At 64.9% G+C, this 19339-nt stretch carries 27 protein-coding genes and 1 riboswitch; of the genes, 9 read left to right on the top strand and 18 right to left on the bottom strand.

Annotated features, from left to right (window positions below; translation table 11 throughout):
- Nucleotides 1-197 precede the first annotated feature (197 nt).
- The 3 genes from XI09_RS15835 to XI09_RS15845 all read right to left on the bottom strand — a co-directional run bounded on the left by XI09_RS15835 (nt 198) and on the right by XI09_RS15845 (nt 2466).
- Nucleotides 198-800, bottom strand: coding sequence for an MSMEG_1061 family FMN-dependent PPOX-type flavoprotein (locus XI09_RS15835; RefSeq protein WP_271567647.1), 603 nt, complete (start codon nt 798-800; stop codon nt 198-200).
- A 76-nt stretch (nt 801-876) separates the two neighbouring features.
- The gene (locus XI09_RS15840; RefSeq protein ID WP_271567648.1) at nt 877-1230 is read right to left on the bottom strand and encodes a hypothetical protein; all 354 of its coding nucleotides are present in this window, start codon (nt 1228-1230) and stop codon (nt 877-879) included.
- A gap of 174 nt (nt 1231-1404) precedes the next feature.
- Nucleotides 1405-2466, bottom strand: coding sequence for an alpha/beta fold hydrolase (locus tag XI09_RS15845; protein WP_271567649.1), 1062 nt, complete (start codon nt 2464-2466; stop codon nt 1405-1407).
- 125 nt (nt 2467-2591) lie between these two features.
- Between XI09_RS15845 and XI09_RS15850 the strand changes: the two genes are divergently transcribed.
- Both XI09_RS15850 and XI09_RS15855 read left to right on the top strand, forming a co-directional pair.
- The gene (locus XI09_RS15850) at nt 2592-2858 is read left to right on the top strand and encodes a DUF2277 domain-containing protein (RefSeq protein ID WP_271567650.1); all 267 of its coding nucleotides are present in this window, start codon (nt 2592-2594) and stop codon (nt 2856-2858) included.
- A gap of 96 nt (nt 2859-2954) precedes the next feature.
- Nucleotides 2955-3176 carry a hypothetical protein gene (locus tag XI09_RS15855; RefSeq protein ID WP_271567651.1) on the top strand — a complete coding sequence of 74 codons (222 nt, stop codon included), beginning with the start codon at nt 2955-2957 and terminating at the stop codon, nt 3174-3176.
- A gap of 166 nt (nt 3177-3342) precedes the next feature.
- On the opposite strand, the gene XI09_RS15860 is transcribed toward XI09_RS15855, so the two are convergent.
- Nucleotides 3343-3861 carry a collagen-like protein gene (locus XI09_RS15860; protein ID WP_271567652.1) on the bottom strand — a complete coding sequence of 173 codons (519 nt, stop codon included), beginning with the start codon at nt 3859-3861 and terminating at the stop codon, nt 3343-3345.
- Nucleotides 3862-3974: 113 nt separating this feature from the next.
- Here XI09_RS15860 and XI09_RS15865 point away from each other — a divergent pair, with 113 nt between their 5' ends.
- Nucleotides 3975-4301, top strand: a complete 327-nt coding sequence (locus XI09_RS15865) for a hypothetical protein (protein WP_271567653.1) — start codon at nt 3975-3977, stop codon at nt 4299-4301.
- Nucleotides 4302-4322: 21 nt separating this feature from the next.
- On the opposite strand, the gene XI09_RS15870 is transcribed toward XI09_RS15865, so the two are convergent.
- Both XI09_RS15870 and XI09_RS15875 read right to left on the bottom strand, forming a co-directional pair.
- Nucleotides 4323-4568: a helix-turn-helix domain-containing protein gene (locus XI09_RS15870; RefSeq protein ID WP_027547911.1), complete on the bottom strand. Its 246-nt coding sequence runs from the start codon at nt 4566-4568 to the stop codon at nt 4323-4325.
- A 343-nt stretch (nt 4569-4911) separates the two neighbouring features.
- Entirely contained in the window at nt 4912-5679 is a 768-nt protein-coding gene (locus tag XI09_RS15875; RefSeq protein WP_271567654.1) for an SDR family NAD(P)-dependent oxidoreductase, read from the bottom strand.
- Between the two features lie 111 nt (nt 5680-5790).
- Here XI09_RS15875 and XI09_RS15880 point away from each other — a divergent pair, with 111 nt between their 5' ends.
- Entirely contained in the window at nt 5791-6276 is a 486-nt protein-coding gene (locus XI09_RS15880) for a J domain-containing protein (protein WP_271567655.1), read from the top strand.
- Between the two features lie 64 nt (nt 6277-6340).
- Nucleotides 6341-6883, top strand: a complete 543-nt coding sequence (locus XI09_RS15885; protein ID WP_271567656.1) for an REP-associated tyrosine transposase — start codon at nt 6341-6343, stop codon at nt 6881-6883.
- A gap of 73 nt (nt 6884-6956) precedes the next feature.
- Here the strand turns inward: XI09_RS15885 and XI09_RS15890 are convergent, their stop codons facing one another.
- The 4 genes from XI09_RS15890 to XI09_RS15905 form a co-directional block, all read right to left on the bottom strand.
- On the bottom strand, nt 6957-7595 hold the full coding sequence (locus tag XI09_RS15890; protein ID WP_271567657.1) for a hypothetical protein: 639 nt from the start codon (nt 7593-7595) through the stop codon (nt 6957-6959).
- A 106-nt stretch (nt 7596-7701) separates the two neighbouring features.
- The gene (locus tag XI09_RS15895; protein WP_271567658.1) at nt 7702-7953 is read right to left on the bottom strand and encodes a hypothetical protein; all 252 of its coding nucleotides are present in this window, start codon (nt 7951-7953) and stop codon (nt 7702-7704) included.
- A 240-nt stretch (nt 7954-8193) separates the two neighbouring features.
- Entirely contained in the window at nt 8194-8454 is a 261-nt protein-coding gene (locus XI09_RS15900; RefSeq protein WP_028176302.1) for a hypothetical protein, read from the bottom strand.
- 148 nt (nt 8455-8602) lie between these two features.
- The gene (locus tag XI09_RS15905; RefSeq protein ID WP_271567659.1) at nt 8603-8986 is read right to left on the bottom strand and encodes a RidA family protein; all 384 of its coding nucleotides are present in this window, start codon (nt 8984-8986) and stop codon (nt 8603-8605) included.
- A gap of 616 nt (nt 8987-9602) precedes the next feature.
- Between XI09_RS15905 and XI09_RS15910 the strand changes: the two genes are divergently transcribed.
- Nucleotides 9603-10037: a hypothetical protein gene (locus XI09_RS15910; RefSeq protein ID WP_027547918.1), complete on the top strand. Its 435-nt coding sequence runs from the start codon at nt 9603-9605 to the stop codon at nt 10035-10037.
- A 192-nt stretch (nt 10038-10229) separates the two neighbouring features.
- Here XI09_RS15910 and XI09_RS15915 read toward each other — a convergent pair whose 3' ends face one another.
- The gene (locus XI09_RS15915; RefSeq protein WP_271567660.1) at nt 10230-10877 is read right to left on the bottom strand and encodes a glutathione S-transferase family protein; all 648 of its coding nucleotides are present in this window, start codon (nt 10875-10877) and stop codon (nt 10230-10232) included.
- A gap of 207 nt (nt 10878-11084) precedes the next feature.
- Between XI09_RS15915 and XI09_RS15920 the strand changes: the two genes are divergently transcribed.
- Complete coding sequence (locus tag XI09_RS15920) at nt 11085-11813, top strand: SDR family oxidoreductase (protein ID WP_271567661.1); 729 nt, start codon at nt 11085-11087, stop codon at nt 11811-11813.
- A gap of 90 nt (nt 11814-11903) precedes the next feature.
- On the opposite strand, the gene XI09_RS15925 is transcribed toward XI09_RS15920, so the two are convergent.
- On the bottom strand, nt 11904-12425 hold the full coding sequence (locus tag XI09_RS15925) for a mismatch-specific DNA-glycosylase (RefSeq protein WP_271567662.1): 522 nt from the start codon (nt 12423-12425) through the stop codon (nt 11904-11906).
- 111 nt (nt 12426-12536) lie between these two features.
- On the opposite strand from XI09_RS15925, the gene XI09_RS15930 reads away from it, so the two are divergent.
- On the top strand, nt 12537-12986 hold the full coding sequence (locus XI09_RS15930; RefSeq protein WP_271567663.1) for a hypothetical protein: 450 nt from the start codon (nt 12537-12539) through the stop codon (nt 12984-12986).
- A 158-nt stretch (nt 12987-13144) separates the two neighbouring features.
- Here the strand turns inward: XI09_RS15930 and thiC are convergent, their stop codons facing one another.
- The 6 genes from thiC to XI09_RS15960 all read right to left on the bottom strand — a co-directional run bounded on the left by thiC (nt 13145) and on the right by XI09_RS15960 (nt 18867).
- Nucleotides 13145-15043 carry a phosphomethylpyrimidine synthase ThiC gene (gene thiC / locus XI09_RS15935; protein WP_271567664.1) on the bottom strand — a complete coding sequence of 633 codons (1899 nt, stop codon included), beginning with the start codon at nt 15041-15043 and terminating at the stop codon, nt 13145-13147.
- A gap of 182 nt (nt 15044-15225) precedes the next feature.
- The gene (locus XI09_RS15940; protein WP_271567665.1) at nt 15226-15852 is read right to left on the bottom strand and encodes a thiamine phosphate synthase; all 627 of its coding nucleotides are present in this window, start codon (nt 15850-15852) and stop codon (nt 15226-15228) included.
- Nucleotides 15839-16621: a thiazole synthase gene (locus XI09_RS15945; RefSeq protein ID WP_271567689.1), complete on the bottom strand. Its 783-nt coding sequence runs from the start codon at nt 16619-16621 to the stop codon at nt 15839-15841. Before XI09_RS15945 ends, XI09_RS15940 begins: the two co-directional genes overlap by 14 nt.
- A 173-nt stretch (nt 16622-16794) precedes the next feature.
- A complete protein-coding gene (gene thiS, locus XI09_RS15950) occupies nt 16795-16992 on the bottom strand; it encodes a sulfur carrier protein ThiS (protein WP_271567666.1) in 198 nt (65 codons plus the stop codon).
- 7 nt (nt 16993-16999) lie between these two features.
- Nucleotides 17000-18010, bottom strand: coding sequence for an FAD-dependent oxidoreductase (locus XI09_RS15955; RefSeq protein ID WP_271567667.1), 1011 nt, complete (start codon nt 18008-18010; stop codon nt 17000-17002).
- Nucleotides 17999-18126, bottom strand: a riboswitch (TPP riboswitch). Its footprint overlaps the gene before it by 12 nt.
- Before the next feature lie 198 nt (nt 18127-18324).
- Nucleotides 18325-18867, bottom strand: coding sequence for a lytic transglycosylase domain-containing protein (locus tag XI09_RS15960; protein WP_271567690.1), 543 nt, complete (start codon nt 18865-18867; stop codon nt 18325-18327).
- 237 nt (nt 18868-19104) lie between these two features.
- Between XI09_RS15960 and XI09_RS15965 the strand changes: the two genes are divergently transcribed.
- On the top strand, nt 19105-19335 hold the full coding sequence (locus XI09_RS15965) for a hypothetical protein (RefSeq protein ID WP_271567668.1): 231 nt from the start codon (nt 19105-19107) through the stop codon (nt 19333-19335).
- The last annotated feature ends 4 nt before the right edge of the window (nt 19336-19339 follow it).

Consider the following 19339-nt stretch of genomic DNA (forward strand, 5'->3'; position numbering starts at 1 on the left):
CTTGTCTGAGATTTGCAACAACCTCATTCTGGCACACTGATGCCGTAGGGGGCCGTCCACCCCATCAACCACAGGAAGTGGTTGTAGCGCGCAACTGGTAACTCCGAGTCTTCGTCAAACCACTCCCTGTGGTTATGGGTCCCGGATCTGCGCTTCGCTTCGCTGCGCTTGTCCGGGACGACGGCTGGTTGCGCCAGCTACAGCTGCTGCTTGTAGCGCTCTTCCACGATCTCCTGACTCTCCGGTTCGCCCAGGCCCGTCTGGTCGTGAATGACTTCGACGATGCTCGGCATCACCGAGCGCTGCACCTTCTCCGGCGACCACAGCTTCGAGCGCATCAGCGCCTTGCCGCAGTGGAAATAGACTTCGCTGACCGCGACGTTCAGCACCGCGCGCGGTGGCTTGCCGAATTCCACCATCAAGGCGAGCAGATCCGGATCGGCCGACAGCATGCCGCGCCCGCCGACGCGCAGCGTCTCGTCGATCCCGGGCACGAAGAACAACAGATGCACGAAGCCCGAGCCTTCGACGACGTTGCGAAAACTGTCGATCCGGTTGTTGCCGGAGCGGTCGGGCATCAGCAACTGGTTGGGGCCGGCGACGTGGACGAAGCCGATGCCGCCGCCGCGCGGCGAGGCGTCGACGCTGCCGTCGCTGCCAGAGGTCGCGAGCACGCAGAACGGCGACATCTCGATGAATTTCTTCGCATGCGCATCGATTGCGGGACGTGCCTTCGCGATCACGCGCGGGCTCGGCTTGGCATAGATGGTGGCGAGGTCTTCGGCGCAAAGATCGGTCAACGGCGTGCCTCCGCATCAGCTTGGGGCAAACTACCCGATGGGGCCGCGCCCAGCCAACGAAATTCATCACGATCCGCTAGACTGCATCGGCCGGCACGAAGCAGCTGATGATGATGGTGCCGCGGTGGTGGACGTACCACACCACGGCCTGGCCGACCGGATTGCCGCGATCGCGGATGATGGCGCGGTCGGGGACCTCCATCCACTGTCCCTCGATCGGCACCCAATAGGTGCCGCCGCGGACGTCATATTCGGTGCGATGGCCGTCGGAGATGTCGCAGCAGGGCACGCCGTTCGGCGCGATCACGCTCTTGAACCAGGCGCGGATGTCGGGCGGGACGTGGTCATATTGACCGTTGTCGAACGCGAACGCCGCGCTCGTCAGCGCCGTCATCGCAGCCAGCCAAACGCACAGTGCGAGCCTGCGCATGCGATCCTCCTCATCGCGTATCGTGCCAGTGGCGCGCGATTGTCCCGCGCGTCGATTCGTATCGTTGACGCGATTAAGCCCGAGCTGCCGGCGCATTGCATGCTCAAATAATATGCGGCGCGAGAGGCGCCGCACATGATGCATTGCGATATGAGGATTTGCAGTCCGCCGGTTTTACATCGTCCGTTGCGGCGCGGTTTGCAGCAATTGCCTGACCTGCTCGCTGTAGAACTTTGCATTGCCGGTGGTGCCGTGACCGCGCGTCTCGGTGCTGGCGGGGATCAGATACAGGCGGCCGTTCTTGATCCGCTTCATCGCCGCGTCCGTGAGGCCGGTCTCCGGCGGGTTGCGCTCGTCGTCGGCGGAATTGATCAGCAGCAGCGACGCTTCGATGCCCTCCAGCTTCTCGGCGGCATTGTAGTCGTGCGAGGCCTCCCACTGGTAGACGAAGTCGTTGGCATCGGCCGTGATCGGCGTCGCGAGCCGCTCGTCGACGATCTTGTCGGCCTTGGCCGCCGTCGGCGCCTGCGATTGATAGGCCAGCGTTCCGCCGATGCTCGCGATGCCGTAGGCGGTGACGGCGTATTTCATCATGCGCGGCTGGCTGGTGTAGTTGCCGCCATTGTAGTCGGGATCGTTGCGGATGGTGTCGAGCATGATCCGCCGCAGCATCCAGTTACGCGAGGCCATCTCGGTCGGCTGCGAGGCCATCGGGATCAGCGCGTCCATCGCCTTCGGATATTTCTCGCCCCACAGCCAGGTGTGCATGCCGCCCATCGAATTGCCGATGACGAGCCGCAGATGCTTGACGCCGAGGCCTTCCGTCACCAGGCGGTACTGCGCCTCGACCATGTCGTCGTAGTCGTATTTCGGAAAGCCCGTCTTCATGCCGTCGGACGGTTTTGACGATTTGCCGTGGCCGATGCCGTCGGGGATGATGATGTAATATTTGGCGGCATCGAGCGGCTGTCCCGCACCGAACAGCTCGCCGGCAAAGCCTGGCGTCAGCATGCTTGCGCCCGAGCCGCCCGTTCCATGCAGCACCAGCACCGGTTGGCCGCTCGGCTCGCCGACGGTGGTGTAGTGCAGCCGCAGCTCCGGCATGGTCTCGCCGGTGTGGAACTTGAAATCCCTGGCGATCCAGTCGCCCTGCTTTGGCGCAGGATAATCGGCGGCCAAGGCAGGCAACGAGATGAACAGCAGAACGGCTGATAGGGCCGCGCAAGAAGCCTTCATGTTTCTCTCCCCATGCGGCTCGTATCCGGCGGCCGCGTTGCGGCGGAGCTTAGCAAAACTCTCCGGAAGGATGTAGGATTTTGGTTCCGCCGATCGTCCTTGAGGAAAACATCCGGAGAGGCTGCATGTGCCGCAACATCAAGACGCTGTTCAACTTCGAGCCGCCGGCGACGGAGGACGAGATCCATGCCTCGGCCTTGCAGTTCGTGCGCAAACTGTGCGGCTTCAACAAGCCGTCGCAGGCCAATGAGGCGGCGTTCGACCGCGCGGTGGCCGAGGTCTCGGAGGCGGCGCGAACGCTCCTCACCTCGCTGCACACCCATGCGCCGGCGCGCGACCGCGAGGTCGAGGCGGAAAGGGCCAAGGAGCGTTCGCGGTTGCGCTTTGGCTAGCGGATCCGCAGACCCGTTCCGTGATCTGGCTCACGGTATGGGGCGCCGCGACTTGCAATGATGTCTGCCGGGGTTTTGCCAACCCGGAGCACGATCATGAGCCGCCCCCTTCTTCCCCTCAAAGCAGGTGCCATCATCTTCACGCTGCTGTGGACCGCGTGGATGATGTGGTGGAGCGGTTCGTTCTCGAGCGCGAACGTCGTCATCCTGGCGATGTGCGGTGCGGCAGTCGGCTATCTCTGGTATCGCGCCATGCGCTGGCAGTTCGAGCGCATGGGCATGCTGCCGCGCAAGGATGATTCCTCTCATGCGTCTTGACCAAGGCCGGTGTCCCGGACGCGGTGCGGCGCGTCTTCAGCGATGCACCGCAGAATCGGGGCCCAGAAGTCGCGCACGCATGTCTCGGTGACATGGGCCCCGACTCAGCAGCGCATCACGCCGCGAAGGGCGCGCGCCGCGCTGCGTCCGGGGCACGCACAAGCCGCTAGTCCCTGTGGCCGTGCTTCTTCTTTTTCTTCTTTTTCTTGTGATCGTCGCCTTCACCGTCGTCGCTCTCGTCATCGACGATCGGCTCGTCGGTTTCCTGCACGGCGGCCTCCAGCGCCTCGCGCTCGGCGGCTTCACGCTCGCGCTGGCGGCGGCGCTCGTCCCAGGCGTCGAACAGCTGTTCGAGCCAGGGCAACACCTGTTCGATCGACGGCAGTTGGCCAGGCGGGCCGGCCTCGCCGCGCGGGCCCTGCGGCCCCACCGGGCCTTGCGGTCCGACAGGTCCCTGCGCTCCGGCAGCGCCACGCGGACCGGCCTCGCCCTGCTTGCCTTGCGGCCCGGCCTTGCCCAATGGCCCAGCCTTTCCGATCGGTCCCGGCTTGCCTTGCGGTCCTGGCTTGCCGCGCGCGCCGTCCGGGCCGCGCCGGCCCGGATGACCCTGAGGGCCCGGCCGTCCCGGCTCGCCCTGCCGCCCGCGCGGACCCTGAGGTCCCTGCCGTTTCTGTTCGTCTGCCACGCCACTGCTCCCTTGACCGGAAGCAAGCTACTTAGCGTCGTTTGACGACAGCAGCAATTCCGTCCGCGCATCGCACCACGCTTGATCAACATCAACCGGCGGCAGGCGACGCCGTGTCATTGAAGGGCGCGCGGCCACAACCTCACGAGGAGCGACCGATGCGCGAAGCGTGGAAAATGTTCTGCTTGTCTGCAGTCACTTTTGGCATTGCGTTCGGCCTTGCCCACGTGTTCGTGCCCGATATCGTGCCGGTCGCTTTCGCCGAAGAGCCGCAGGCGTCATGGGCTGTCATGACGGCCTTCGTTCTCCGCGCGATCGAGCTGATCGCGGCCGCAGTCGCGACCATCGCGCTCGCGGTTCTCGCCGGCGCGTACCTGCAGAAGGAGCTGCGCCGCCTGTTTCGCAGCACATCGTCGCGCCGGGCGTCGCAGGCCGACTGATCGACCTGGCGCAGCCACGCGCTAGTCCTGATAGGCCGGCACGTCGATGCCGGAGGCGGCATAGAGCCTGATCTTGTTGCGCAGCGTGCGTACCGACAGGCCGAGCACGCGCGCGGCGCGTGTGCGGTTGCCGTCGCAGCGGGCGAGCGTCTGGAGCACGAGCTCGCGCTCGACCTCGTCGACGGTCGCACCGATCAGCAGCGGAACGATCTGGTTTGGAGCAAGGAATTCTGCGCCCTGCGGCGCGGCGACATGAACAGTGGTCATCAATACACCTCCCGACCAACGCCCGCTTCCATCGTTGGAAGCGGATCGAGAACAAACGACCCCCAAGCCGTAAATCCACGGTGATCGGGTTTGGTTAATGAAAGGTTAACCGCCGGCGATCGCACCAATTGACCTTGGGATTGCCGCGAAGCCGCCGCGATTGGCGCGAGATGCGTGGGGATGCGGGCGTATCTCTCGCGACACACTCCGTGTCATCGTCCGCGAAAGCGGACGATCCAGTACGTCGCGGTACCTCGTGGGAGCTCTGGCGTCTCTGGAATACTGGATGCCCCGCCTGCGCGGGGCATGACACCGTCTGTGTCGATAGATCGTCGCGTTTCCCTCACACCGTCCGATACCCGCCGTCCACCATCACGATCGTTCCCGTGACGTAGGCCGACAGGTCCGAGGCGAGGAAGATCGCGGGCCCGACGATGTCCTCGGGCTTGCCGGTGCGTGCCAGCGGGGTGTGATCGACGAAGGCCTGCACCAGCGCCGGATTGCTCGCGCGCACATTGGCGTTGATGTTGGTCTCGATGAAGCCGGGCCCGATCGCGTTGACGCGCACGCCTTCCTTGCCGAGCTCGGCCGCGAGCGCCTTGGTGAAGCCGAGCACGCCGTGCTTCGAGGTGGTGTAGGCCGCCGAGCTCGGCGTGCGCAGATGCACGAAGGACTGGATCGAGCCGATATTGACGATGCGGCCCTTGGCTGCACGCAAGGGGGCGAGGAAGGCCTGCGTCATGTTGAAGACGCCGTTGAGGTTGAGCGAGATGATGTCGTTCCAGTCCTTCGCCACCGTCTCCGTCTCCGCGGTGAAGGCGTTGCGGCGGGTGATGCCGGCATTGTTGACGAGGATCGAGACCTGCCCGACCTTGTCGGCGACTTGCTTGGCCAGCGCAAAGCAGTCCTCGCGCCTGGTCACGTCGAGCGCGAAGCTCTCGGCCCTGCCGCCGGCCTTGCGGATCTCCTGCGCCGCTTCCGCAGCCGTGTCGGCGTTGACGTCGAGCAGCACCACTTGCGCGCCTTCGCGCGCGTAGCCGGCCGCGATAGCCCGGCCGATGCCGGAACCGGCGCCCGTGACGACGGCGATGTGGTTTGCAAGCAGTGCCATGACATTTTCCTCCCGGATTCGTTTCTAAGTTTCATGAAAGGCTAACTCGAAATTAAGGGGTCGGAAACGGCGGCCTTGGCATACTGATCTTCATTGCTAAACGTTGCGCGCATGATGGAACGGCTTGAATCCTGGAAATTGGCGCTCGAGCGCCTGCGGTCTGCGGAGCCGGCCGATTGGGCCGAGGCGGGCCGGCTCGTGGCCGAGATCGCGCGGATGAGCTCCGATGTCACGCTGCGACAGGCCGCCGAGCAGGCGCTTCCGGTGCTGCGCCAGGCCGTGGACAATGACGATCACAGCGTCACGCTGGCGGCCCAGCGCCGTATCGGTGTGGTCCTCGATGTCGTCCATGGTCTGACCGCGCCGCGCTTCGGCCGCCGCAACGCCATGCCGAAGAAACTTTCGAGCGAGGACCGCGCCCGCAAGGTGCTTGGCCTGCCGCTTGCGGTGCAGCTCACCTGCGAGGACATCAACCAGGCCTATCGCCGCGCCGCCAAGGGCATGCATCCCGACCGCGGTGGCAGCGCGGAAGCCTTCATCGACCTCGCCGCCGCGCGCGACCTCCTGATCCATCCCGGCGCGCACAAGGACGCATGAGAGCGCCTCATGTGCTATCCTGTAGCCCGGATGAGCGAAGCGATATCCGGGACAAGTCGAGCCTATGGTCCTGTACCGAAGAAATTTTCTTCCCGGCGGCACTTGCTTCTTCACTGTGACGCTTTTCGACCGCCGGTCGAGCCTCCTGATTGAGAATGTTGACGTTCTGCGCAAGGCCTTTCGGACCGCTCGGAAGGAACGTCCGTTCGAGATCGATGCGATCGTGATCCTTCCGGATCATCTGCATGTGGTCATGAAACTCCCGCTGGATGATGCCGACTTTGCTGGGCGTTGGCGCAGGATCAAGGGACATTTCAGCAGTGCTTTGCTTCGTGCCGGTGTCGACATGGCCCGCCATTCCAACGGAGATTTGGCGCTATGGCAGCGGCGCTACTGGGAACACACGATTCGCAACGAAGATGATTTCGCTCGTCACATCGACTACGTTCATTTCAACCCGGTCAAGCATGGTTATGTTCGGAGCGTCGGCGATTGGCCGCATTCGTCCTTTCACAGGTACGTGCGGACGGGGTTGCTCCCGGAAGATTGGGCAGGCGATGCCCGCGAAAGTGGGGATGCTTTCGGTGAGCGAGCCGAGGAACGCTGACCTGGGATAGGCTGAAGTCCCGGATGTCGCTTCGCTCATCCGGGCTACGGAAATCCGGCCGGAAGCCCGCGCCTCAGCTCTTGTTCACGCAGCTCGGATAGGGCGCGGCTTCCCCTGATACGATCGGGCAGAGCTCGATCGGGCTGAGCTCGCGCAACCGCGCCTGCCAGCGTTCGTCGTTGACCGGCGGCTCGTCGCTTTCGGGGCCGCGCTCGGCCCATTGGATGGTGTAGTAGTCGGTCGTGCCCTTCAGCGTGACCAGCAGGGCAGTCTCGCTGTGCCGGGTCGGGCCGCTGTCGACGCGGCCGCAGCCGATCACCGCGACGAATCCCTCGAAGCGGCCGAAATTCATGGCGCCGAGCGGCTGTGCCGCAAAGCTGTCCGGGCAGGCCGATTTGAAGCCGCCGGCGATGGAGCCTGCGAACGTCTCGGGCGAGGCGCCTGGCGTCAGCGTCATGCCCTTCTCGCCGGTGACGGTGATCATCTGCGTCCAGCGTTCCGGCGTCTCGCCCTTCGGCACGGCTTCGCGGATGTAGTGGCCGCCCTTGGTGTTCTCGAACACCGCGACGAAGTTCGACGGCATCGCGAAGCTGACGAGCTGGCCGAAGATCGGCGAGATCACGCGGAAGGATTGCGGCGCCTGCGCGCGGCCAGCGGAGACGAGCGCGAGCGACACGGTGAAGATGGCTGCCGTCGTGGTGAGCGTGCGCATCGATTGATCCCGCGGGGACTGAGCAGAAACGCTGGATAGAAACGCGAACGGGCAAGGATGCTAGCATCGCATCCTTGCCCGACCCTTGTCGTCCGCCGATCGAATCCTACCAGGTGCAGCGGCCGTTCTTCAGCGCGTGATCCTTCAGCGCCAGTGCGTCGACGAAGGTCGGCACGGTGGTGCTGACGCGGGCGTAGTCGGAGGGCCACGGCGTGGTCGGGATGCTCTCGTCCCAGATCTGGCAGAAGCCGGTGTCCTGCCAGCGGATCAGGTGATAGCTGGCTTCGGCAGGGCTCGCGGCGACGAAGGCAGTGACGGCAAGACCGGCGGCAGCGCACAGCACGGAAATACGACGCATGATCAGCTCCTCAAATGAAAGATGTGATGCGCCTCCCGACAATGACGGGAGGGGTGGTGCGGGACGCTTTTGGGCAGGCGCCCCGGACAAAATGTGAGTAGTTCCGCCTGCCGATGAGGTTCAAAGCGCGTGCGCCGGAAATGCGGGATTTAGCCCCGAAGATGAGGGGCCGCGCGCCAAAAGAAGAGGGCGGATCGCTCGCGCGACCCGCCCTCTCAAATCCGGTCCGTCGCGTCAGGCTCAGAGCGTGCAGCGGCGCTCCCCGCGCAGCTTGATCTGGAGGTCGGAGGCGGCCGTGAAGGTCGGGAGCGGCTTGCTGACGACCTTGTAGGTCGAAGCGCCCCACTGGAACGGCTTGTACTTCAGGTCCTCGTTCCAGACCTGGCAGATGCCGGTGTTGTCCCAGCGGATCACGTAATAGCCGGGCGCCGCGGACGCGGGCACGGCAAAGACGGAGGTGGCGATGCCGGCAACGGCACAGAGGGCGAGAACGCGACGCATGAAATATCTCCTTGTGAGGAAGTGGGACCCGAAAATTCGTGCGGTAAAAGCAGGACCTTTGCAAGCCGGGGAGCGGCCGTTCACGGACATGTCAGACGGAGCCGGCCACTTGGTTTGGCCGAGTGCCCGACAAGCCACACGGCGGGGCTCACTTCGCCAGCGACGCCACTGCCTCGATCTCGATCAGCATCTTCGGATCTGGCAGTGCATGCACCACGCAGGTGGTGCGCGCCGGATAGGGCGGCGGACCGAACGCGCCGGCATAGAGCGCGTTCATGGCGGCAACGTCGGAGGCGCGGGTCAAGAGCACGCTGACCTTGACGAGATCGCGGACGCTCGCGCCGGCCTCGTCCAGCACCCGCTTGATGTTGACGGCGACGTTGGCGAACTGCGCCTCGAAGCCGTCGGGCAGCGCGCCATTGCCGTCGAAGCCGGGAATGCCGGAGACGAACAGGAGGTCGCCCACGCGCGTCGCAAAGGACAGCGGCGGTGCCTTCACATGCGGCGGGGGCGCGAAATGCTGGATCGTCATGGGATCACCTCGGGGGTCGTGCAGGGCGCATCAGCGTAGCGACATGCGGGGGACTTGCAATCGTCATCAGGGTGCCGGCGCAGGGGGGCAAAATAAAAACCGCGAAAACAACCCCATGCACAGTAGAACGCCTTCGGCCGGGATGGTCGAGGCGAGGACGTGCAGGCACTTGATGCGCCGGGGAAAACGGCCGCATGCGCGCATCCCTGCGCCAGATGTGGCGGAAAGAGCGCGGAGCCCTCGTTCGGCTGCCGCGATCGATCGGGGGAGTGGAATTGTTCCGTCCGGACGACGTCGGCTCGGCTGCGACGACGTTTGACTCGTCGGGCAAAACACCGGCAGACTTGCATGATGGCGATTGGCCCGTCCTGCGACACCAAACTCCGCCGTCATGCCCCGGCTTGACCGGGGCATCCAGTACGCCGCGGCTTCGCGGTTCAGCCACCGCCGTTTCTGGAATACTGGATCGCCCGGTCAAGCCGGGCGATGACAGTTGAATGCGTTGCTGCACCTCACGCCTCACGGCCGCTCCATCATGTTGCCGCCGCGATCGATCGGATAGATTCGTCCGGTCTGATTCGATCCCTCCTTGAAAAATAGCCCCCGGAGACGCCCCATGAAGCTCGCATCCACCCTTCGCGCCGCGCTGGTCGCCATCGCCGCCCTTGCCGGGCTCTCGACCTCGGCGCTGGCCGACGGCGGCACCGTGGTGCTGACGATCTACAAGGCGGGCTGGATCATCGGCGGCTCCGGCGGCTCCGGCGTGCTGAACTTCCGCGGCCGCTCCTACGGGCTCTCCACCGGCGGCCTCGACTACGGCCTCGTCTTCGGCGGCTCCAAGACTGTGCTGCGCGGCCGCGTCTCCAACATCAACCGTCCCTCTGACGTCGCCGGCGTCTACGGCGCCGCTGGTGCCGGCCTTGCCGTCGGCCGCGGCGCCCGCGCCATCGTGCTCACCAACCAGAAGGGGGCCGTGCTCGAGCTGTCGGGCTACCAGACCGGCCTGATGGCGAATGCGGATCTCAGCGGGCTCGCGATCACGATGCGGTAGGGCGTGCGCCGCACTTCGTAGCCCGCATGAGCGTCAGCGACATGCGGGTCAACTCTCGGCCCCGGATGTCGCTATCGCTCATCCGGGCAGAATCCTCTCGCAATGCGCGACGAGATTCCACGTCCGCGGCAACAGAGGCGGTGGGTTACGCCGCGCGGACGACGCGTCGCGCCGCCGCGCGTCTAACCCACCCTACGAACGCGACGCCGCAGTGAAAGCCGCAAGCTGCGCCTCGAAAGCACGCCTGAAGGCGGGGCGCGCTTCGCCGCGGGCGACATAGGCGGCGATGTCAGGGTATTCGTCCAGCAGGCCGGACGTGTTGAGCCGGCGCAACACCGTCACCATCATGAGATCGCCGGCGCTGAATGCCCCGTCGAGCCAGTCGGCATCGCCGAGGCGAGCCGACAATTCGCCGAGCCTGACACGGACGCGATCCTGCAACATCGGCAGGCGCGCCTCGTACCAGCTCTTGTCGCGCTCGAACAGCATCGCCATCCCGAGCTCGACGATCGGCGGCTCCAGCGTGTTCAGCGCGGCAAACATCCACGCAATCGCGCGGCTCCTGGCATTTGCCCCGAGCGGCAGCAGCCCGGCATGGCGCTCGGCGAGATGGAGCACGATCGCGCCCGATTCGAACAGGGCGAGATCGCCGTCCTCGAAGGTCGGGATCTGCCCGAACGGGTGCAGCGCAAGATGCGCCGGTTGCTTCATCTGCTTGAACGACACCAGGCGGACGTCGTAGGGCTGGCCGATTTCCTCCAGCGCCCAGCGAACCCGCATGTCGCGGGCCTGTCCCCTGCCGCGGTCGGGCGAGCTTTCGAAGGCGGTGATGGTGGGCATCGGGGGTCTCCGGGGTGATCGGGCGTTGCCTGCAGAGGACGAACGGGCGGGGCGGATTCCGACAACCTATCGCGTTTTCTGGCGCGTAGGATGGGGAGGGCAAAGCGAACCCCATCGCCTGCGCGCGTTGACCGTTTTGCGACGTGATCCACTTCGCCAGGTAGCGCTGGATCGCTATACTGCCAATCTCAGCAGGATGGTGACCCCATGGGAAACGAATTGGAAGGCAAGGTTGCTGCAGTCACCGGGGCCGCGTCCGGTATCGGATTGGCGAGTACCGAGGCCATGTTGGCCGCGGGCGCACGCGTGGTGATGGTCGACCGCGACGCCGCCGCGCTGAAGGCGCTCTGCAACAAGCACGGCGACACCGTGATCCCGCTGGTCGTCGACCTGCTCGATCCAAAAGACTGCGCAACGCTGCTGCCGCGCGTTTTGGAGAAGGCCGGCCAACTCGACATCCTGCATGCAAACGCAGGCACGTATGTCGGCGGCGACCTGGTCGATGCCGACACCATGGCGATCGACCGGATGCTGAACCTGAATGTCAACGTCGTGATGAAGAACGTGCACGACGTGCTGCCGCACATGATCGAACGCCGGACCGGCGACATCATCGTCACGAGTTCGCTGGCGGCGCATTTTCCGACGCCGTGGGAGCCGGTCTACGCGTCGTCCAAATGGGCGATCAACTGCTTTGTCCAGACGGTGCGGCGCCAGGTGTTCAAGCATGGCATTCGCGTGGGATCGATCTCGCCCGGCCCGGTCGTCAGCGCTCTGCTTGCGGACTGGCCGCCCGAGAAGCTGAAGGAAGCCAGGGATTCGGGGAGCCTGCTGGAGGCCAGTGACGTGGCTGAGGTCGTGATGTTCATGTTGTCGCGGCCGCGCGGCATGACAATTCGTGACGTCGTGATGCTGCCGACCAATTTCGATCTTTAGGACTCGTAGGGTGGGTTAGCCGAAGGCGTAACCCACCACTTCAGCTTCCGCGGGGACGCACCTCGGTGGGTTACGCTGTGCTAACCCACCCTACGAAGCGATCCACGCCGCCAACTCGCGCCACGGCTCCAGCGTCCAGTGCCCGGACGCGGCACCGGACGGCGAGGGGAGCACGAATATCTCCGGGAGGCGCGCATCGTGCTGTTGCCGCCCCAGCGCAATCACGCGCGACGGCCTGCCGTAAAACAAGCTCGCCGCCTTCTTGCTGGTGAACGCAATCGTCCGCGGCCGGTACTTCTCGATCTTGGCCCTGAACCCCGGCACGTCGATCGTCTCCGTCGCGATCTGGTGATCCATCCCGGCGCCCGACTTGGAGAGATCGGTGAAGCCGATCCCGAGCTCGAGCAGCGCAGCGAACTCACTCGGCTGGTAGCGCCGCGGCGTGATGCCGGCCTCATGGATCGCGCGCCAGAAGCGGTTGCCGGGATGGGCGTAGTAGTGCCCGAGCTCGGCCGAGCGCGTAGAGGCGGCGGTGCCGACGAAGACGAGGCGGAGGTTTTCGCGGAGCTGGTCGGGGAGGCGGTGGAGCGCAGCGTTCAACACGTCGATCATCCGCGGCTGTAGCCCGCATGAGCGGAGCGATATGCGGGAAGACAAAGACCCTGGATATCGCTAACTTCATCCCAGCTCCGCTTGCTAGCGGCAAATCGGGAAGAAATTGAAATGGCGATTGGTTTTACCCAACGCTTTGATTTTAGCCCCATCATAGGATGGGAGCTCTATCAAGTGACGATCGACAAATACCATATAATGTTTTGGTTTGAGGACGAGCATGCCTTGCTGAATGTAGCGGATCGTTTCTCATTCAGGTCCTCCGATGGCGCGGTAGATTTCTTTTACGAGATTTATGGCACTCAGAAATTTCTGAATGTCGATCGCATTCTACGGACCAAAATCGTCGAAACGCGCCTTATCAGCAAGGACCAGCTCGATCTGGTGTTTGAAAATGGAGATATCCTGTCGATCTACGATAATCCGGAGTTGCGATCCTGGTGGTTCCTTGGAGGACGCCAAAATGACCCGATTATCCGGAGGACGAGTTGGTCCTTTGGAATCGGCGATCTAGAGCTGGAGGACCTCACGGAACAAGAGTACCAAGATCGCCGTAGCTAACGATTCCCAGTGCTCTAACGCGAAACAGCGGACGCCTGCCTTCCAGCGCCATGCTGGATCGACACAGTGTCAAACGAAGAGGGGCCGAGCTCTCCGCCGGCCTCTCAAATTTCGATGGATGCCCGGGTCAAGCCCGGGCATGACGAGCGGAGGGCTCCTCACAACACCCGATTGCTCTCCTTCACCTTCTCCGCATCCAGATACACGCTCGAGCCCATCTCCTTGAACTTCGCGCTCATCTTCGCCATCCCGTCCTCGGCGGTGCCGCTCAGCGACATGCCGATGCTGTTCGGGTCGTTCAGCGTCGCCGCATAGTCCCGCACGTCCCGCGTGATCTTCATCGAGCAGAACTTTGGGCCGCACATCGAGCAGAAATGGGCGACCTTGTGGGCTTCCTTCGGCAGGGTCTCGTCGTGGAAGTTCTTGGCGGTATCGGGGTCGAGGCCGAGGTTGAACTGGTCGCTCCAGCGGAAGTCGAAACGGGCGCGGGAGAGCGCGTCGTCGCGAAGCTGGGCGGCGGGGTGGCCCTTGGCGAGATCGGACGCGTGCGCGGCGATCTTGTAGGTGATGACGCCGGTCTTGACGTCGTTACGGTCGGGCAGGCCGAGATGCTCCTTCGGGGTGACGTAGCAGAGCATGGCGCAGCCGAACCAGCCGATCATGGCAGCGCCAATGCCCGAGGTGATGTGGTCGTAGCCCGGCGCGATGTCGGTGGTCAGGGGCCCGAGGGTGTAGAACGGCGCCTCGCCGCATTCCTTGAGCTGCTTGTCCATGTTGATCTTGATCTTGTGCATCGGCACGTGGCCGGGGCCCTCGATCATGACCTGGCAGCCCTTGTCCCACGCGATCTTGGTCAGCTCGCCGAGCGTTTCCAGCTCCGCGAACTGCGCGCGGTCGTTCGCGTCGGCGATCGAGCCGGGACGCAGGCCGTCGCCGAGCGAGAACGAGACGTCATATTTGCGCATGAGGTCGCAGATCTCGTCGAAATGCGTATAGAGGAAGCTTTCCTTGTGATGCGCCAGGCACCACTTCGCCATGATCGAGCCGCCTCTGGAGACAATGCCGGTGACGCGGTTGGCGGTGAGGTGGATGTAGGACAGGCGCACGCCGGCGTGGATGGTGAAATAGTCGACGCCCTGCTCGCACTGCTCGATCAGCGTGTCCTTGTAGAGCTCCCAGGTCAGCTTGACCGGATCGCCGTTGCACTTCTCCAGCGCCTGATAAATGGGAACGGTGCCGATCGGCACCGGCGCGTTGCGCAAAATCCACTCGCGGGTGGTGTGGATGTTGCGGCCCGTCGAGAGGTCCATCACGGTGTCGGCGCCCCAGCGGATCGCCCACACCATCTTCTCGACCTCTTCCTCGACCGACGAGGTCACCGCCGAGTTGCCGATATTGGCGTTGATCTTGGTCAGGAAGTTGCGGCCGATGATCATCGGCTCCAACTCTGAGTGGTTGATGTTGCAGGGGATGATGGCGCGGCCGCGCGCGATCTCAGCTCGCACGAACTCCGGGGTGATGAAGGCGGGGACCTCGGCGCCGAAGCTCTCGCCGTCGGCGAGGGCTGCTTCCGCGCGCTCGAGCTGCTCTTTGCGGCCGAGGTTTTCGCGTGCGGCGACGTAGATCATCTCCTTGGTGATGATGCCGGCGCGGGCGAATTCGAGCTGCGTGATCTTGTGGCCGTCGAGGCCGCGCAGCGGCTTGTGATAGGCGCTGAACGCGCGCGCGGCCTTGTCGGTGGAGAGGTTGCCATTGTCCTCCGGCTTGACCTGGCGGCCCTCATATTCCTCGACGCCGCCGCGCTCCAGCACCCAGGCCTTGCGATTGCGGGCAAGGCCGGCGTTGACGTCGATGGTCACGGACGGATCGGTGTAGGGGCCGGAGGTGTCGTACACCGGCAGGTTCGGCTCGCCGGCGCCTTCGGACAGGATGATCTCGCGCAGCGGCACGCGCAGGTCGGGCGCGGCATCGGGCGACGCAAAGATCTTGCGCGAGGACGGCAGCGGGCCGGTGGTGACGGCGGGAACGGTCTTGTCGGGGTTGGAGCGGATGTTCATGGGATCCTCCTTAATTCAGTTCGTTGGCATCGCTGCACGAGAGACAATTACCGCTGTCATCCCCGCGAAAGCGGGGATCCAGTATTCCAGAGGCCGTAGTGGGATACGGAGAGGTCGCGGCGTACTGGATCGCCCGGTCAAGCCGGGCGATGACAGTGGAGTGTGGGGTGAGAGAGGGCGCATCACGCCGCCTCCGCAGGTAGGCCGAGCCATTGCCGCACCCGCGCGTCGGGGTCGGTATTCTGCGTAACGTCGCTGACGACGGCGATGGAATCGGCGCCCGCGGCAAAGATCTCCGCGGCATGCTCGAACTTGATGCCGCCGATCGCGACCAGCGGGATGGTGCCGATGCGCTTCTTCCATTCCGTGATCTTCGGAATGCCCTGTGGCTCGAAGCGCATCGACTTCAAGGTGGTGAAGAAGATCGGGCCCAGCGCGACGTAGTCGGGTTTGGCTGCCAGCGCGGTCGCAAGCTCGGCGTCGTCATGGGTGGAGATGCCGAGCAGAAGGCCCGCCTCGCGGATCGCCTTGAGGTCGGCGTCGGCGAGATCCTCCTGGCCGAGATGCAGATACTTTGCGCCGGCGACGATCGCCGCGCGCCAGTAATCGTTCACGACGAGTTTTGCCTGCGTGCCTTTGGTGATGGCCAGCGCGTCGGTGAGGATCTGGAGCGCTTCGGCGTCGTTCAGGTCTTTCGCGCGCAGTTGAATCGTGCCGACGCCGAGCTTGGTCAGGCGCTCGACCCAGTTGAGGCTGTCGACGACGGGATAAAAGCGATCAGGATACGCGTTGCGATCAGGATACGGCATGCCAGAACGGGGTCCCAACGACAGGGGTGGAAGGGGAGGCGAAGTCGCGGGCGTTCATCAGCCCGGCCTCAAAGGCGGTGCGGCCGGCCTCGACGCCCAAGCGGAAGGCGGTGGCCATGGCGACGGGATCGGCGGCCTTTGCGATGGCCGTGTTGAGCAGCACGGCGTCGTAGCCGAGCTCGAGCGCCTGCGCCGCGTGGCTCGGCGCCCCCAGGCCGGCGTCGACCACCAGCGTGATGTCGGGCAGCCGCTCGCGCAGCAGCCTGAGCGCATCGCGGTTGGTGATGCCCTTGGCGCTGCCGATCGGAGCTGCCCACGGCATCACCACCTTGCAGCCGGCATCGACCAGGCGGTTCGCGACCGAGAGATCCTCGGTGCAATAGGGGAACACTTCAAAACCGTCCTTGATCAGGAGGCTTGCTGCTTCAACGAGGCCGACGACATCGGGCTGGAGCGTGTCGTTGTCGGCGATCACTTCCAGCTTGATCCAGCTTGTGCCGAACAATTCGCGCGCGAGCTTTGCGGTCGTCACCGCCTCGCGCACGCTGCGGCAGCCGGCGGTGTTCGGCAGCACGGTGACGTCGAGCTCGCGGATCAGATTCCAGAACGCATCGCCGGTCTTGCCGCCGGCGGATTCGCGCCGCAGCGACACCGTGACGATGTTCGAGCCCGCGGCGCGGATCGCTCCTTGCATGATCGCCGGCGAGGGATAGAGCGCGCTGCCGATCAAAAGGCGCGAGGCGAAGGTTTTGCCGTAGAAGGTCACCATGTCGGTGTTTCCTCGAATGACGCTGTCATCCCCGCGAAAGCGGGGATCCAGTACGCCGCGGCCGCGCGGCTGGAAGCGAGATGCCGCGGCGTACTGGATCGCCCGGTCAAGCCGGGCGATGACAGCGGAGGGTGGGGCGCGCGCCGCCGCGACAAACGGAGAGCCATCATCCATCACCCTCCCTGCCGCGGCGTGATGATCTCGATCTCGTCGCCGGCCTTCAGCGCGGTCTCGGCCCAGCGGCTTTTCGGCACGACGTCGTAGTTCAGTGCGATCGCGAAATGGGTGCCTTCGTAGTCGAGCTCGCTGAGCAGCGCGTCCACGCTGGCCGAGTTCACCTCGCGCTGCTCACCGTTGATGATCACAAGCATTGCACGATCACCCGCATTGCATCACCTCATTGTCGATCTGGCCGCGCTGGACGTATTGCAGCGTCAGCTCGGCGAGCGCCGGCGCGATCAGGAAGCCGTGGCGGTAGAGCCCGTTGACGGTGATCTTGCCGCCGCGAATGCCGATGCGCGGCAGATTGTCGGGGAAAGCGGGGCGAAGGCCCGAGCCGAACTCGACGATGCGCGCCTCGCCGAAAGCCGGGTGCACCGTATAGGCCGCACCCAGAAGCTCCAGCGCCGAGCGCACGCTGACGCCGGTGTCCTCGGCCTCGATCGAGGTCGCACCAAGCATGAACAGATTGTCCTCGCGCGGAATCACGTAGAGCGGCCAGCGCGGATGGATCAGCCGCACCGGGCGCGCCAGCTGCACCTCGCTGGTCTCGATCAGGATCATCTCGCCCTTGACGCCGCGCAGGTCGGGCTGCTCGTCGCGCGCGGACAGGCCGCGGCAGTCGATCACGATGCCGTCGAGATCGGCGGCGCTGACGTCGCTGGAAAACTTGATGGTGCCGCCGGCGGCGCGGATGCGCTCGTGCAGCTTCGGCAGCACGCGGCGCGGCTCGACATGGCCCTCGGCCGGGAAGAACAGCGCGTCGCGGAAGCGGCCCTCCAGCGACGGCTCGAGCTCGGCAAGGCCCGCGGCATCGAGCCGGCGGTGTTCTTCGGTCATCCGGGCAAAGCGCTCGAAATCGTTGCGCTCGCGCGGATGGGCGACGACCAGGGAACCGTTGAAGGGCGTGTCGGGCAGCTCGCGCCGCCAGATGTCGAGGGAGCGCTGGCCCAGCCGGCTGATGATGGGTTCGGCGACCTCGGCCTCGCAATAGGGCGCGAGCATGCCGCCGGCCCAATGGCTGGTGGAATCGGCCATGGTGGCATCACCGCGCTCGTGGAGCGTGACGGCGTGGCCTGCCTGCGCGAACAAAAGCGCCTGCCAGGCGCCTGCAATGCCTGCGCCGATGATGGATACCGCGGAATCCGGTCGCTTGGTCGTCTGTAACATCCCTGTCCCTTCGCCGGCATGACCCGGATCAGGTTCAAAGGGTCACCGCGGTCCTGGGCGGATTTGCCCATTTAGCGGTATCTCAGCTCCTCCTCGGAGCACCCCTCGGAACGGCGCTAATGTATGCCAGTGACGGGCTGTGTCAACGTATGTTGCCGGGAACCCCACCGCTCGTGCCCCGGACGCAGCGCAGCGCGCCGCCCTTCGCGGCGTGGTGCGCTGCTGAGCCGGGGCCCACCTTTCTTTGCGTGAGGCGCTGGGTCCCGGCTCTGCGCAGCAGCGTTTCACGCTGCGGCGCGTCCGGGACACGAGAGCTACTTCGGCGCCTGCGCCCGTGCATTTCGCACACGCTGGGCGAGCTTCCGATGCGGCACGGTGCCGAACATCGGCTGCGGGTTGCCGTTCGGCTCGAGCCAGGTCTCGTTGCTGGCCTCTCGCACCATCTGTTGCGCCGTTTCCTGGCGCTGCCGCTTTGCAATGTAGTAATAGCCGCCCGCGAAATAACGCACGGCTCGGGCGTGGTCGCCATTGGCGGCGTGATAGGCGCCGGCGAGGTATTTGACCGCGTAGGTGAGGTTGGTGTTGGGATCGCGCAAGCCGGCGGCATCGCCGGTGTAGCCGACCCCGCGGGCGGTCGCGAGCTTGATCTGCATCAGCCCGATGGTGCCGCCATGGCCGACGAGGCCGGGCTGATAGCGGCTTTCGCGCATGATGACGCGATGCACGAGCGCTTCCGGCACGCCGTTGGCGCGGGCATGGGCCGCGACCATCTCGGCGTACTCGGCTTCACCCGCGAACGCGGCCTGCGGCGACACCAGTCCGGCCGCGATGAACGCGGCGACACGTAAAATTTTCATCATTTATCCCGGGGCCCCTGTGTAACCTGCGCCCGGCTGCCGTTACGACTCCGGAACACGGCGATGATGTGACCAAACGCCGCCGCTGACGATTTTGCGGCGCCGAGCCGCTGTTACGACGCAATGCTGCCGTAGGGGTTGCTCAGGTGGAAAACCTCAGCTCGCGACAGCGAGCCTGTCTATTCGCGCGCAGACGCGAAAGCGAGCATGAAAACGCTGCAAATCGGGAGAGGTGCCATGACAAAAACCAACATGGCCAACGCGCACTTGGCCAAGGCACATTTCGGCGACATCCCCAGACAGAATCCCTGTGCCCAATGCGGCACGCCGATCCCGCAGCCCGACTGGATCGAGCCGGGCGAGGGGCGCGTCTCCTATCTCTGGACTTGCCGCGCCTGCAATTATCGCTTCGAGGCGGTGGCGATCTTCGACGAGGCGGCTGTCGTGCATCCGCCGCTCGCGGCTTAGGCTG

Origin of the sequence: Bradyrhizobium sp. CCBAU 11386 (assembly GCF_028128955.1) — a bacterium.
Taxonomy (GTDB): domain Bacteria; phylum Pseudomonadota; class Alphaproteobacteria; order Rhizobiales; family Xanthobacteraceae; genus Bradyrhizobium.

Coding starts and splice junctions, on each gene's coding strand:
- XI09_RS15840 (WP_271567648.1), bottom strand. CDS start 1,230: ATGCGCAGGCTCGCACTGTGCGTTTGGCTGGCTGCGATGACGGCGCTG.
- XI09_RS15845 (WP_271567649.1), bottom strand. CDS start 2,466: ATGAAGGCTTCTTGCGCGGCCCTATCAGCCGTTCTGCTGTTCATCTCG.
- XI09_RS15850 (WP_271567650.1), top strand. CDS start 2,592: ATGTGCCGCAACATCAAGACGCTGTTCAACTTCGAGCCGCCGGCGACG.
- XI09_RS15855 (WP_271567651.1), top strand. CDS start 2,955: ATGAGCCGCCCCCTTCTTCCCCTCAAAGCAGGTGCCATCATCTTCACG.
- XI09_RS15870 (WP_027547911.1), bottom strand. CDS start 4,568: ATGACCACTGTTCATGTCGCCGCGCCGCAGGGCGCAGAATTCCTTGCT.
- XI09_RS15875 (WP_271567654.1), bottom strand. CDS start 5,679: ATGGCACTGCTTGCAAACCACATCGCCGTCGTCACGGGCGCCGGTTCC.
- XI09_RS15880 (WP_271567655.1), top strand. CDS start 5,791: ATGATGGAACGGCTTGAATCCTGGAAATTGGCGCTCGAGCGCCTGCGG.
- XI09_RS15885 (WP_271567656.1), top strand. CDS start 6,341: ATGGTCCTGTACCGAAGAAATTTTCTTCCCGGCGGCACTTGCTTCTTC.
- XI09_RS15890 (WP_271567657.1), bottom strand. CDS start 7,595: ATGCGCACGCTCACCACGACGGCAGCCATCTTCACCGTGTCGCTCGCG.
- XI09_RS15895 (WP_271567658.1), bottom strand. CDS start 7,953: ATGCGTCGTATTTCCGTGCTGTGCGCTGCCGCCGGTCTTGCCGTCACT.
- XI09_RS15900 (WP_028176302.1), bottom strand. CDS start 8,454: ATGCGTCGCGTTCTCGCCCTCTGTGCCGTTGCCGGCATCGCCACCTCC.
- XI09_RS15905 (WP_271567659.1), bottom strand. CDS start 8,986: ATGACGATCCAGCATTTCGCGCCCCCGCCGCATGTGAAGGCACCGCCG.
- XI09_RS15910 (WP_027547918.1), top strand. CDS start 9,603: ATGAAGCTCGCATCCACCCTTCGCGCCGCGCTGGTCGCCATCGCCGCC.
- XI09_RS15915 (WP_271567660.1), bottom strand. CDS start 10,877: ATGCCCACCATCACCGCCTTCGAAAGCTCGCCCGACCGCGGCAGGGGA.
- XI09_RS15920 (WP_271567661.1), top strand. CDS start 11,085: ATGGGAAACGAATTGGAAGGCAAGGTTGCTGCAGTCACCGGGGCCGCG.
- XI09_RS15925 (WP_271567662.1), bottom strand. CDS start 12,425: ATGATCGACGTGTTGAACGCTGCGCTCCACCGCCTCCCCGACCAGCTC.
- XI09_RS15930 (WP_271567663.1), top strand. CDS start 12,537: ATGGCGATTGGTTTTACCCAACGCTTTGATTTTAGCCCCATCATAGGA.
- thiC (WP_271567664.1), bottom strand. CDS start 15,043: ATGAACATCCGCTCCAACCCCGACAAGACCGTTCCCGCCGTCACCACC.
- XI09_RS15940 (WP_271567665.1), bottom strand. CDS start 15,852: ATGCCGTATCCTGATCGCAACGCGTATCCTGATCGCTTTTATCCCGTC.
- XI09_RS15945 (WP_271567689.1), bottom strand. CDS start 16,621: ATGGTGACCTTCTACGGCAAAACCTTCGCCTCGCGCCTTTTGATCGGC.
- thiS (WP_271567666.1), bottom strand. CDS start 16,992: ATGCTTGTGATCATCAACGGTGAGCAGCGCGAGGTGAACTCGGCCAGC.
- XI09_RS15955 (WP_271567667.1), bottom strand. CDS start 18,010: ATGTTACAGACGACCAAGCGACCGGATTCCGCGGTATCCATCATCGGC.
- XI09_RS15960 (WP_271567690.1), bottom strand. CDS start 18,867: ATGAAAATTTTACGTGTCGCCGCGTTCATCGCGGCCGGACTGGTGTCG.
- XI09_RS15965 (WP_271567668.1), top strand. CDS start 19,105: ATGACAAAAACCAACATGGCCAACGCGCACTTGGCCAAGGCACATTTC.